This is a genomic window from Delftia deserti (genome assembly GCF_042653485.1).
In the GTDB taxonomy this organism is placed as follows: Bacteria; Pseudomonadota; Gammaproteobacteria; order Burkholderiales; family Burkholderiaceae_C; genus Comamonas; species Comamonas acidovorans.
This window is the reverse complement of record NZ_JBHSIH010000001.1, coordinates 387,620-400,224: the sequence shown is the minus strand read 5'-3', so window position 1 is coordinate 400,224 and position 12,605 is coordinate 387,620. Positions and strand designations below refer to the sequence as shown.

Below are 12,605 nucleotides of genomic sequence, written 5' to 3'. Positions count from 1 at the left end.
GCTTGAATGCAGGGTGCCGCTGCCGCGACTGCGGCCGCGTGCGCCCAGGCATCCCTTCAAGAGTCCAAAGAAAGGTCCGTCATCATGGAAGACATCGTCATCGTTTCCGCTGTCCGTACTGCCGTTGGCAAGTTTGGCGGCACCCTTGCCAAGATCCCCGCCACCGAACTGGGCTCCATCGTGATCCGCGAGGCACTGAACCGTGCCAAGGTCGGCACCGACCAGGTCGGTGAAGTCATCATGGGCCAGGTGCTGGCCGCTGGCGCAGGCCAGAACCCCGCACGCCAGGCCATGATGAAGGCCGGCGTTGCCAAGGAAACCCCGGCCCTCACCATCAACGCCGTCTGCGGCTCGGGCCTGAAGGCCGTGATGCTGGCAGCCCAGGCCGTGGCCACGGGCGACAGCGAGATCGTCGTGGCCGGCGGCCAGGAGAACATGAGCCTGTCGCCCCACGTGCTGCCGGGCTCGCGCGACGGCCAGCGCATGGGCGACTGGAAGATGGCCGACACCATGATCGTGGACGGCCTGTGGGACGTCTACAACCAGTACCACATGGGCATCACGGCCGAGAACGTGGCCAAGGAAAAGAGCGTCAGCCGCGAGCAGCAGGATGCCCTGGCCCTGGCCAGCCAGCAAAAGGCCACGGCCGCACAGGACGCAGGCAAGTTCGTGGACGAAATCGTTCCCGTCAGCATTCCCCAGCGCAAGGGCGATCCCGTGGTGTTCGCTGCCGACGAGTACATCAACCGCAAGACCAATGCCGACGCCCTGGCAGGCCTGCGCCCGGCCTTCGACAAGGCCGGCTCGGTGACGGCCGGCAACGCCTCGGGCCTGAACGACGGCGCGGCCGCCGTGGTGGTGATGAGCGCCTCCAAGGCCAAGGCCCTGGGCCTGACGCCGCTGGCGCGCATCGTCTCCTACGCCACCAGCGGCCTGGACCCCGCCACCATGGGCCTGGGCCCGGTGTTCGCCTCGCGCAAGGCGCTGGAGCGTGCGGGCTGGACCGCGCAGGACGTGGACCTGTTCGAGCTGAACGAAGCCTTCGCGGCCCAGGCCTGTGCGGTGAACCAGGAGTTGGGCATCGACCCGGCCAAGGTCAACGTCAACGGCGGCGCCATTGCCATCGGCCACCCCATCGGCGCATCGGGCGCCCGCATCCTGGTGACCCTGCTGCACGAGATGCAGCGCAGCGGCGCCAAGAAGGGCCTGGCCGGCCTGTGCATCGGCGGCGGCATGGGCGTGGCCATGGCGGTGGAGCGCGTCTGAAAGGCTCCGGGAAAACGTTAGCAAGCTTTCAGGGTAGATCCTAGGTCTGCCTAGGGCCTGCCCGAAGAGAGGCGCAGCGCACGCGCTGCATACTAGCCATACGGGGATGCCGGGCCCAGAGGTTCAGGCACCCTTGGTGATAACCGGAGTCAATGTCCCGGTTGTCGTGGATAGATTGATCTGAAGCAACCATTGATTGACAGGAGAGAAGAATGGCTCAAAAAGTAGCGTATGTCACAGGGGGAATGGGAGGCATCGGAACGGCTATCTGCCAGCGTCTGCACAAGGAAGGCTTCAAGGTCATCGCAGGTTGCGGTCCGTCGCGCGACTTCCAGAAGTGGCTGGACGAACAAAAGGCGTTGGGCTACACCTTCCATGCATCGGTCGGCAATGTGGGCGACTGGGCTTCCACCGTCGAGGCCTTCAACAAGACCAAGGCCGAGCACGGCAACATCGATGTGCTGGTCAACAACGCCGGCATCACGCGTGACCGCATGTTCATCAAGATGACGCCGGAAGACTGGCAGGCCGTCATCGAGACCAACCTCAACTCCATGTTCAACGTGACCAAGCAGGTCGTGGGCGACATGGTGGAAAAGGGCTGGGGCCGCATCATCAACATCAGCTCGGTCAATGGTGCCAAGGGCCAGGCAGGGCAGACCAATTACTCGGCCGCCAAGGCGGGCATGCACGGCTTCACCATGGCGCTGGCGCAGGAGATGGCTACCAAGGGCGTGACCGTGAACACCGTCAGCCCCGGCTACATCGGCACCGACATGGTCAAGGCCATCCGTCCCGACGTGCTGGAGAAGATCGTGGGCACCATCCCCGTCAAGCGCCTGGGCGAGCCCAGCGAGATCGCCTCGATCATCGCCTGGCTGGCTTCGGAAGAAGGCGGCTATTCCACCGGCGCCGATTTCTCGGTCAACGGTGGTCTGCACATGCACTGAGCCTGCAAGGGTTCACGCAGGAAAGGGGCCTTCGGGCCCCTTTTTCGTTGAGAACCCCCTATTGCAGGGGGGCCCGGAAATGACAAAACCCACCGAAGCGGGTTTTGTGGAAGAGGGGGTCTGCACGGAAGACCGTCAGACCGGTGGTGTCAGGGGCTGGGGCACCGTGTGCGCCAGCCAGCGCCTCAGCGCTTGCGATCGCGTTCGTCTTCGGGCCAGATGGACATGATGGCAGTCGTTTGCATGAAAACTTTCTCCTGTATTGCTCTCTTAACGCGGGCCGGATTCAGCTGGTTGACAGGTTTTCAAAAAATTTTCGAAGGAAGTCGAAACTTTTTCGTGACCCGGTTTTCAGGCCTTGCGGGGGCCGCGCTTGCGGTCACGGTCATCCCATGGCCAGACAGCTTGGGCCAGCGCAGCGGCTGCAAAGCGGGTCTGCAGGGCGGTGTGGGAAAAGATGTCGGTCATGTGCAATCACTCCTTTGTTGCGTGTTCAACGCGGGCGAGTGGCTGCGGGTTGACTCAGGGATTGCCCCAGGACGCAAGCAATTGCAAGCCTGGAGGTGATGATCTGTCAGTTTGAAGACAGATTTCTGGCGTGTTGGGGAAAAATCCGTTTCCTGACAGAGGCTTGCGGGCGCGACGAGCCGGGGACGAGGCTGTTACGCCTCGTTGCCCGCAACACATGGGCGCAGGTCAACCCGGGGCGAAATGCCGATCAGGCAAAGATCAGGGGCAAGGCAGGCGCATCGTCCACGATGCAGCCGCGGTACATGCCGGCGCTGTTGAAGGGGCAGTGCACGCGTCCCTGCCTGTCCACGGCCACCACGCCGCCCTGGCCGCCGATGTGGGCCAGGGTGTCCTGCACTGTGGCGTGGGCTGCGAGTTCCCGGCTTTGCTCCAGGTAGGCGTGCTTTTCGGCAACGCCTGGAATCAGTCGGAAATCGCGGCCGACAACTGCTCGATCTGCTCGCTGAGTTCCAGCCAGCGCTCCTCCAGGCTGTCGATCTCGTCGTTGCAGGCCTTGAGGCTGCGGCCCGTCTCGGCCATGTCGGCGGGCGAGATGGGCTGGCTCAGCAGGCCTTCGAGCCGCGTGCGCTCGGCCTGCAGCTGGGGCAGGCGCTTGTCCAGCTGTTCCAGTTCCTTCTTGAACGGCCGGGTCTTCTCGGCCATCTGCTGGCGGGCCAGGGCGGCCAGGCGCCGTTGCTCGCGCTGGTCTCCGGCACTGGCGGCAGGCGGCATGGACGGGGCAGCGGGAGCCGGGGCCAGCGCAGCAGCCACGGGGGCCTGCGCTGCAGGTGCTGCATGTGCTGCGGGATCCACCTGCGCTGCCGCCTTGCTGGTGGCAGCAGCCGCCTGTTCTGCCTTGCGGGCTTCCTCACGCAGGCGGCGGGATTCTTCCAGCAGGTAGCGCTGGTAGTCGTCCAGGTCGCCGTCGAAGGGGCCGACCACGCCACGGCCGACCAGCCAGAAGTCCTCGCAGACCGAGCGCAGCAGCGCGCGGTCGTGGCTGACCAGCATGACGGTGCCGTCGAAGTCGTTGATCGCCATGGCCAGGGCCTCGCGCGTGGCCAGGTCCAGGTGGTTGGTGGGCTCGTCCAGCAGCAGCAGGTTGGGGCGCTGCCAGACGATCATGGCCAGCACCAGGCGGGCCTTTTCGCCGCCGCTCATGCTGCCCACGGCCTGCTTGACCATGTCGCCGCTGAAGTTGAACGTACCCAGGTAGCTGCGCAGGTCCTGCTCGCGGGCCTGCGGGCCGGTGGCGCCGGTGTCCCGTGCCAGGCGGATCATGTGCTCCATCGGGTTCTCGCCGGGGCGCAGCACATCCAGTTCCTGCTGTGCGAAGTAGCCGATGTTCAGGCCCTTGCCTTCGGTCACGGTGCCGGCCAGGGCCTTCATCTCGCGCGCAATGGTCTTGACCAGGGTGGACTTGCCCTGGCCGTTGGCGCCCAGGATGCCGATGCGCTGGCCCGCCAGCACCGAGCGGTTGACGCCGCGCAGGATGGTGGTCGCCTGGCCTTCGTCGTCCCGGTAGCCGAATGCGGCGTCCGTGATCGCCAGCATGGGGTTGGGCAGGTTGGCCGGCGGCTTGAACTCGAAGGTGAAATCGGCGCTGGCCAGCATGGGTGCGACCTTTTCCATGCGCTCGATCTGCTTGACGCGGCTTTGCGCCTGCTTGGCCTTGGAGGCCTTGGCCTTGAAGCGGTCGATGAATTTTTGCAGGTGGGCGATCTTGTCCTGCTGGCGCTCGAACGAGGCCTGCTGCAGCAGGATCTGCTGGGCGCGCAGTTCCTCGAACTTGCTGTAGTTGCCGCCATAGCGCGTGACCTGCGCGTTTTCGATGTGCAGCGTGGTGTTGGTGATGGCGTCCAGGAATTCGCGGTCATGACTGATCACGACCAGGGTGCCGGGGTAGCGCTTGAGCCAAGCTTCCAGCCAGACCAGGGCGTCCAGGTCCAAGTGGTTGGTGGGTTCGTCCAGCAGCAGCAGGTCGGAGGGGCACATCAGCGCGCGCGCCAGCTGCAGGCGCATGCGCCAGCCGCCGGAGAAGCTGTTGACGGGGTGCTCCAGCTCGGAGACCTTGAAGCCCAGGCCCAGGATCAGGGCCTGGGCGCGCGGCACGGCATCGTGCGCACCGGCATCGGCCAGGTCCACGTGGGCATGGGCGATGGCCATGCCGTCCTCGCTGGCCTCGGCGGCCGCGAGCTGGGCATTGAGCTCGCTCAGGCGGGTGTCGCCGTCCAGCACGAACTGGGTGGCCGTCTCCGAGGTCTCGGGCATGTTCTGCGCGACCTGGCCCAGGCGCCACTGCGAAGGAATGGAGAACTCTCCACCGTCCTCGGCCAGGCTGCCGTTGAGCAGGGCGAACAGGCTGGACTTGCCGGCGCCATTGCGTCCGACAAGGCCGACTTTTTCACCGGGGTTGATGGAGACGGAGGTGCTGTCCAGCAGCACGCGGGTGCCGCGGCGCAGGGTAATGTTGCGAAGGCTGATCATGAATGGGCAGGATTATCCCAGCGATTGCGCCAGGGCAGGATTGCCGCCCGCCATGCCCGTGCCCGGCCACGGTGCAAAGCCCTGGTGCCGGGCCCTAGATCGGCTGTATGCCCACGCGCTGCATCATGGACTGGGTGAACTGGATCTCGCGCTCGAAGCCCTTGGCATAGGCGTCGGCGCTGGTGATGGCGACCTTGCCGCCTTCCTGCTCCAGCAAGGCGATGACCCTGGGCTGCCTGAGCACCTCCTCCAGCGCCGTGCGCAGCCGCTGGACGATGGGCTCGGGCGTGGCGGCCGGCACGGACACGCCGCCCCAGGACGTGAGGTTGACGTTGGGCACACCCAGCTCGGCCAGGGTCTGCACCTGGGGCAGCTTGGCATTGCGCTGCGGCCCGGCAATGGCCAGTGGCACCAGTTTGCCGGCCAGCACCTGGGGATAGGCTACGGAAAACAGCGGGGCGCCGAAGGCCACCTGCTGGCCCAGCACGGCATTGACCAGTTCCGAGGCGCCCTTGTAGGGCACATGGTTGACCTGCAGGCCCATGCTGGAGGCCAGCATTTCCACGCCCAGGTGCGATGGCGTGCCCACGCCGCCCGAGGCATAGTCCAGCGCGCCGGGCCTGGCCTTGGCGCGTGCGGCCAGGTCGTCCAGCGTGCGCATGCCAGAGTCGGCATGCACGACGACCAGGATGTCCGAGCGCGACATGCCCAGCACATGGCGGAAGTCCTTGAACACGTCGTAGCCCGGGCTTTTGTACATGCGCATGGCGGCGGCCATGGGCGAGCCCGAGTACAGCAGGGTGTAGCCGTCCGCCGGCGCCTTGGCCACCTGGCGTGCGCCGATGTTGCCGCCCGCGCCGGCGCGGTTGTCTATCACCACGGGCTGGCCCAGCTGGGCCGACAGCGCCTCGGCCACGATGCGCGCGGCCGTGTCGGGGCTGGTGCCGGCCAGGTAGGGCACCACCCATTTGATGGGGCGCGTGGGCCAGGCGCTGTCGTGCGCGGTGGCTGTGGCGGCTGTGGCAGCCCAGGGCAGGCCTGCGGCAAGCGATGCGGCGCCCGCAGCGCGCAGGAATCGGCGTCGGTCCGGCCTTTGGGATGGATTGTCTTGCATGGCGTTGTCTCCTTGTCTTTTCGCTTTCATGCCGGCCAGCCTCAGGCGCCGGCCCGCTCCAGCAGTTCCTTGGCGATGGTGTTGCGCTGTATCTCGCTGGTGCCCGTGAGCACGCGGTACATGCGCAGCATGCGGAACAGGAATTCCACGCGCCGGCCCTGGACGATGCCTTCGCCGCCATGGATCTGCACGGCGCGGTCGGCAATGCGGAACGCCGTCTCCGAACAGAACAGCTTGCTCATCGAGGCCTGGGCGCGCGCATCGATGCCGGCGTCGATGGCGCGGGCCGTCTGCACCATCAGTGCGCGCGCCGCCATCCATTCGGTGGCCATGTCGGCCAGCATGTGCTGTATGGACTGGAACTGGGCAATGCTGCGGCCGAATTGCTGGCGCCCCAGCGCATAGTCGCGCGCATCGCGCAGCGCCACCTGGGCCAGGCCCAGCATGGCCGGACAGTGCAGCAGGCGGTTGACGGTGATGCGGCCCAGCGCCAGGGCCAGGCCCCGGCCCGGCTCGCCGATCAACTGGGCGGCGGGCACGCGGCAGCCGTCGAGCACGATGTCCCCCGTGCTCGATTGCCCGGCCATGGTCTTGTAGCCGCTGACCACCTGCACGCCCGGGGCATGCAGGTCCACGAAGAAGGCGCTGATCTCGCGCTGCGGGCTGCCCTCGGGCGCGGTCGAAGCCATGAGCACGGCCAAGTCGGCGAACGGCGAGCCCGAGATGAAGCGCTTGCGGCCGTGGAGCACGTAGTGGTCGCCCTCCAGCACGGCGCGAGTCTCCAGCGCGCCCGCGTCCGAGCCGGCCGCTGCCTCGGTCAGCGCAAAGCAGATGGATTTCTCTGCGCGCGCCACGGGCAGGATGAACTGCTCCATCTGCAGCGGCGTGGCCTTGCGGATCAAGGCGCCTATGCGCGGCGGGCCGCTGAGTTCGCCCAGCACATGGGGCGCGAAGGGTGAGCCCGTGGCGTAGATGGCCTCCTTGACCAGCACCTGGTCGAGCACGGACAGGCCGGCACCGCCCATGGCCTCGGGCAGGGTCATGCCGTAGAAGCCGCGCGCATGCGACAGCTTCCAGACCTGGCGCAGCAGTTCGGTGGAGGCGCTGTTTTCATGGTCCACGCCATGCGCGCGGGCGAGGTCGGCCAGTTCGCCGTGGATGAATGCGTTGAGCGCGTCGATCAGGCCGGCTGCGCGCTCGGAGCCTTCAAAAGGCATTTCCAGCAGGGCAGCGTTGGCGGCGGGGAGAGTGTCTTTGGCGTTCATCTCAGTTCACCTTGCGGGCGTGGTTGGCCCAGTAGGGCGCCTGCACGGCGCGGCGCATGACCTTGCCGTTGGGGTTCTTGGGCAGCTGCTGCACGAATTCGATGTGGCGCGGGCGCTTGAAGCCGCCCAGGCGCTCCGCGCAAAAGCGGTCCAGCGCGGCGCTGTCGCCGGCCAGGCCGGGCTTGAGCACGATGTGGGCGGCCACGGCCTCGCCCCATTTGTCGTCGGGGATGGCGAACACGCAGGCATCGGCCACCGAGGCATGTTCGTAGAGCACGGACTCCACCTCGGACGGATAGACGTTGAAGCCGCCGCTGATGACCATGTCCTTCTTGCGGTCCACGATGTAGACAAAGCCCTGCTCGTCCATGCGCGCCAGGTCGCCCGTGTGGTAGCGGCCGTTCCTGAGCACCTCGGCCGTCAGCTCCGGCGCGCGCCAGTAGCCCGCGAAGATGTCGGCGCCGCTGACCACGATCTCGCCGATCTCGCCCTCGGGCACCGGGCGGCCCTCGTCGTCCAGCACCTCGACCAGGGATTCCAGGAAGGGCCGTCCGCAGGATGCCAGTCGCTCGGGCCGCGATGCGCGCGCCTGCAGGTGGTCCTGCACGCTCAGGCCGCAGACGCCCGAGGTGGTCTCGCCCGCGCCGTAGCCCTGGGACAGGATGGGGCCGAACACGTCCATGGCCTGCAGGATGCGCGCCGGCGCCATGGGCGCTGCGCCGTAGCCCAGGCGCAGCAGGTCGGGCAGGGGGCGGTAGCGGCCGCCGATCTCGGCCAGCAGCATGTTGATCATGGTGGGCACCATGAAGGTGTGGGTCACGCGCCGCGCCTGCATCTCGGCCATGAAGGCGCCCGGCTCGAAGCCCGAGAACAGGTGGATGGTGGCGCCCGTGCACAGCGCCGGCACCATCTGCATGCCCGAGGCGTGCGTGACCGGCCCCACCAGGCCCAGCACATGGCCGGTCTGCATGCCCTCGCCGCGCATCAGGAATTTGCGCAACTGGGCCAGGCGGTTGCCGAAGGTCTGCATGGCGGCCTTGAGCACGCCCGAAGAACCCGAGGTGTAGTGCAGCACGGCCACCTCGTGCTCGTGCACGACCACGGGCTGGAAGCGGTCGCTGGCGCGGGCGAGCAGGGCCTCGTAGCTTTCGCCGGCGGGGCCGTCCAGCAGCAGCAGGCGCACATCGGCGGACTGCAGGTGCGGCTTGAAGGCCTCGGCGCGCGCTGCGGTGGTCACGATGACGGCGGCATCGCTGTTGGCCGCGATATCGCCCACCTCGCGCGGCGAAAGGCGTGCGTTGAAGGGCGCCTTGATGAGCCCGGCCTTGTAGCAGGCGATCTCGATCTCGACGATTTCCACGCAGTTGGGCAGGTAGATGCCCACGCGGTCGCCACGGGCCAGGCCCAGCGCCGTCAGCGCATTGGCCAGCCGGTTGGAGCGCTGCTCCAGCTCGGCATAGCTGATGCTGCGCGCGGCGCTGGTCACGGCCGGCTGCGCGCCGTAGGCCTTGCAACTGCGCGCGACCAGTTCGCCGACATTGGGGATGGGAAGGGAGTGGGGGGGTGAATGGGGGTGGCCTGCGGTGGGCCGGGATGTCTCGTGCATGGCATTCCTTGGCTGAAGCCGCGCGTTTTGCGCGGCGTGCCATGCACTGTTCCAGAAGAGGCCTGGAGCGGGGAAATACCGTTTAGTGATTCAGGCGCATCAGAAAAATTGATGTCCAGATCAACCCTTGCGGTATTTGCTGATGGCCCGTGCCCAGACCCCTGCGGTCATGCCGTCATGCCTGCTGCCAGCGTGCCTGCCAGATGCCGGCCGTGATCAGTTGCCGGGCCTGTGCCATCAGCGCCTGCTGGACCACCTGCAGCGCCGGGTCGCTGCTGCGGTTGGCCTGCACGGCCAGGAAGTAGCGGCGCAGCAGTTCGGGCGCCGTGACCTGGGCCACGATCCAGCCGGGCTGGATGCTGCCGGGCGCAGCCTGGGCGCCGGCCCGCAGCCAGATGGGCGCCTCGCTCAGCGAGCAGGCGGGCGTGAAGGTGAAGCCCGCGCCGCAGTGGTAGAGCGAGCGGATGACGCGGGCCGAATCGTGTTCGTGGACGATGTTCAGCCGCAGATCCCGTGCGTCGGCCGCGGCCTCCACGGTCTGGCGGATGGAAAAGCGGCGCGACTGCAGCACCAGCGGCAGCTGGCAGGCGTGGGCAAAGTCCATGCGCGGCAGGCCGCCGTCCGGCGCGGGGCGCAGCAGCGGGGCCACGCTGCCATCGACATCCTGGCCGCAGACGTAGATGGATTCCTCGGCCATGGGCTGCACCTGCATGTCGTGCAGGCTGGCCGTGTCCACGAGGATGGCCAGGTCGGCACGCCGGTCCAGCATGGCCTTTTGCACCATGAGGCTGAGGTCGTCGAGCACGAAGATGCGTATGCGCGGGTGGCTGTTGCGCAGGCTGGCGATCACGGGGCCGGCCAGCAGGCTGGTCAGCAAAAAGGGCAGGGCGAGGGTGACCGAGCCTTCGGGGCCCTGCGGCAGGCGCTGTATGCGCTCGCGCATGGCATCGGCGTCGGACAGCAGGCGGCGTGCGTCCTCGTACAGCTGGGCGCCGGCCGGCGTGGGGGTCACGCCGGCGTGGCTGCGCTCCAGCAACTGGGCGCCCAGCTCGCCTTCCAGCTTCTTGATCTGCGCCGTGAGCGCAGGCTGGGCCACGTACAGCGAGTGCGCGGCGCGCGAGAGGCTGCCCGCCTCCAGCACCGCGATGAAGTAGCGCAGCGCCCGCAGGTCCATCTCAGCCCAGGGGGCGGTAGGTGGGGCGCAGGGCCTCGATGTCGCCTTCGGTCCAGGCGCGCAGTGCCTCCTGGGTGATCAGCAGCACCTGCTCGTCGCCCGAGCTGGTGTCCAGCCAGAACACGGGCAGGTCGGGGAAGGCGGCTTCGAAGAAGTCCTTTTCATTGCCGATTTCCAGCACGACCACGCCTTCCTTGGCCAGGCGCGACGGCAGGTCCAGCAGCAGGCGGCGGATGAAGTCCATGCCGTCGGCACCGCCGGCCAGCGCCAGTTCGGGCTCGGCCTGGTATTCGGCGGGCAGGCGCGACATGCTGTCGGCGTTCACATAGGGCGGGTTGCACAGCACCAGGTCCCAGGGGCCGGGCAAGGCGGCCAGTCCGTCGCTTTCCAGCAGCTGCACGCGCTCGGCGAGTTCATGGCGGTCCACGTTGATGCGTGCCACGGCCAGCGCGTCGGCCGAGATGTCGGCGCCCGTGACCTCCACCTCGGGCCAGGCCATGGCCGCCAGGCAGGCCAGGCTGCCGTTGCCCGTGCACAGGTCCAGCACGCGGCGCGTGCGGTCGGACAGCCAGCCGTCGATGCTGCCGTCGGCCAGCAGCTCGGCGATGAAGCTGCGCGGCACGATGGCGCGCTCGTCCACGTAGAAGGGCACGCCCTGCAGCCAGGCCTCGCGCGTGAGGTAGGCGGCGGGCTTGCGCGTGCGGATGCGCTCTGCGAACAGCTCGGCCACTTCGGCCTGCTGCTGGGCGCTGACGGCCTGGTCGGCCAGGGATTCGGGCGCGCCGGGCGCCAGTTCGCTGTCCAGCGGCAGGCCCAGCTTCCACAGCGTGAGCCAGGCCGCTTCGTCTTCGGCCGTGGCCGTGCCGTGGCCGAAGGCCACGCCGGCCGCCGTGAGCGCTGCGGCGCCCGAGGCCACGAGGTCGGCGATGGTACTGCCCGAGATGGCGGGAGTATTGGCAGGGGTGGGGGCGGATGTCATCGTCGGCTCCTTGGTCGCGTTCAGACGGCCTGCTGTCGCTGCAGCTCCTGGAGCGTGCGGCGGTAAATGTTCTTGATGGGCTCGATGTCGGCCACCACGATGTGCTCGTCGATCTTGTGGATGCTGGCGTTGGGCGGGCCCACTTCCACGACCTGGCTGCAGATCTGGGCGATGAAGCGGCCGTCGCTGGTGCCGCCCGTGGTGGACAGCTCGGTCTCCAGACCGGTCTCGGTGCGGATGGCGGCCTGCACGGCATTCACCAGCGTGCCCGGCGTGGTCAGGAAGGGCTGGCCGCCAATGGTCCAGGCCAGCTCGTACTCCAGCCCGTGGCGGTCCAGCACCGCCTGCACGCGCTGCTGCAGCGACTCGGCCGTGGACTCGGTGCAGAAGCGGAAGTTGAAGTCGATGGTCACATGGCCGGGGATGACGTTGGATGCGCCCGTGCCGCCATGCATGTTGCTGATCTGCCAGCTGGTGGGCGGGAAGAAGGCATTGCCCTCGTCCCAGCGCGTGGCGGCCAGTTCGGCCAGGGCCGGCAGGGCCTGGTGGATGGGGTTGCGCGCCAGCTGCGGGTAGGCGATGTGGCCCTGGATGCCCTTGACCGTGAGGCGCCCGCTCATGGTGCCCCGGCGGCCGTTCTTGATCATGTCGCCCGTGCGCTCCACCGAGGTGGGCTCGCCCACGATGCACCAGTCCAGGCGCTCGCCGCGCTCGCGCAGCAGCTCGACCACGACCCTGGTGCCGTCCACCGAAGGGCCTTCCTCGTCGCTGGTCAGCAGCAGGGCGATGTCGAAGGAGGGGGCCGGTGTCTCGGCCAGGAACTCCTCCAGCGCCACGACGAAGGCGGCGATGGAGGTCTTCATGTCGCTGGCGCCGCGGCCGTACAGCTTGCCGTCGCGGTGCGTGGGCACGAAGGGCGGGCTGCTCCACTGCTCCAGCGGGCCGGTGGGCACCACGTCGGTATGGCCGGCAAAGACCAGTACGGGCCGGTCGGCGCCTGTCCCGGAGCGCCGGGCCCAGAGGTTGCGCACGCGAAAGCTGTCGGGGCCGCTGTCGATGCGCTCGCAGGCAAAGCCCATGGGCTGCAGGGCATCGGCCAGGAGTTCAAGGCAGCCGGCGTCTTCGGGAGTGACGGAGGGCAGGCTGATCAGCTGCTCGGTCAGTTGCAGGGTGCGGGACATGGTGGGTGGGATCAAAAAACAAAAAAGTCGGAGGGCCGGCTACCGCCAGCGTGCTCCGACATTGTGAACGCTG

10 protein-coding genes are annotated in these 12,605 nt (G+C 67.8%); 2 read left to right on the top strand and 8 right to left on the bottom strand.

Translation table 11 applies throughout. The annotated features are described in order from the left end of the window. Positions 1 to 84 precede the first annotated feature (84 nt). Together ACFPFG_RS01920 and phbB are read left to right on the top strand one after the other, a co-directional pair. On the top strand, positions 85 to 1,266 hold the full coding sequence (locus tag ACFPFG_RS01920; RefSeq protein ID WP_013802555.1) for an acetyl-CoA C-acetyltransferase: 1,182 nt from the start codon (positions 85 to 87) through the stop codon (positions 1,264 to 1,266). A 212-nt stretch (positions 1,267 to 1,478) separates the two neighbouring features. Further along, positions 1,479 to 2,216 carry an acetoacetyl-CoA reductase gene (gene phbB, locus ACFPFG_RS01915; RefSeq protein WP_183017936.1) on the top strand — a complete coding sequence of 246 codons (738 nt, stop codon included), beginning with the start codon at positions 1,479 to 1,481 and terminating at the stop codon, positions 2,214 to 2,216. A gap of 718 nt (positions 2,217 to 2,934) precedes the next feature. Here the strand turns inward: phbB and ACFPFG_RS01910 are convergent. The 8 genes from ACFPFG_RS01910 to dapE all read right to left on the bottom strand — a co-directional run bounded on the left by ACFPFG_RS01910 (position 2,935) and on the right by dapE (position 12,532). After that, complete coding sequence (locus ACFPFG_RS01910; protein ID WP_380110217.1) at positions 2,935 to 3,120, bottom strand: isoaspartyl peptidase/L-asparaginase; 186 nt, start codon at positions 3,118 to 3,120, stop codon at positions 2,935 to 2,937. A 29-nt stretch (positions 3,121 to 3,149) separates the two neighbouring features. Next, a complete protein-coding gene (locus tag ACFPFG_RS01905; protein ID WP_380104679.1) occupies positions 3,150 to 5,213 on the bottom strand; it encodes an ABC-F family ATP-binding cassette domain-containing protein in 2,064 nt (687 codons plus the stop codon). A gap of 94 nt (positions 5,214 to 5,307) precedes the next feature. After that, on the bottom strand, positions 5,308 to 6,327 hold the full coding sequence (locus ACFPFG_RS01900; RefSeq protein ID WP_183017938.1) for a tripartite tricarboxylate transporter substrate binding protein: 1,020 nt from the start codon (positions 6,325 to 6,327) through the stop codon (positions 5,308 to 5,310). A gap of 41 nt (positions 6,328 to 6,368) precedes the next feature. After that, positions 6,369 to 7,592: an acyl-CoA dehydrogenase family protein gene (locus tag ACFPFG_RS01895; protein ID WP_071955718.1), complete on the bottom strand. Its 1,224-nt coding sequence runs from the start codon at positions 7,590 to 7,592 to the stop codon at positions 6,369 to 6,371. A gap of 1 nt (position 7,593) precedes the next feature. Next, the gene (locus tag ACFPFG_RS01890) at positions 7,594 to 9,198 is read right to left on the bottom strand and encodes an AMP-binding protein (protein WP_380104676.1); all 1,605 of its coding nucleotides are present in this window, start codon (positions 9,196 to 9,198) and stop codon (positions 7,594 to 7,596) included. A gap of 175 nt (positions 9,199 to 9,373) precedes the next feature. Continuing rightward, positions 9,374 to 10,372, bottom strand: coding sequence for a LysR family transcriptional regulator (locus tag ACFPFG_RS01885; RefSeq protein WP_380104674.1), 999 nt, complete (start codon positions 10,370 to 10,372; stop codon positions 9,374 to 9,376). A 1-nt stretch (position 10,373) separates the two neighbouring features. Then, a complete protein-coding gene (gene prmB / locus ACFPFG_RS01880) occupies positions 10,374 to 11,351 on the bottom strand; it encodes a 50S ribosomal protein L3 N(5)-glutamine methyltransferase (protein WP_183017941.1) in 978 nt (325 codons plus the stop codon). A gap of 20 nt (positions 11,352 to 11,371) precedes the next feature. Then, positions 11,372 to 12,532, bottom strand: coding sequence for a succinyl-diaminopimelate desuccinylase (gene dapE / locus ACFPFG_RS01875; RefSeq protein WP_312376362.1), 1,161 nt, complete (start codon positions 12,530 to 12,532; stop codon positions 11,372 to 11,374). Positions 12,533 to 12,605: the final 73 nt, after the last annotated feature.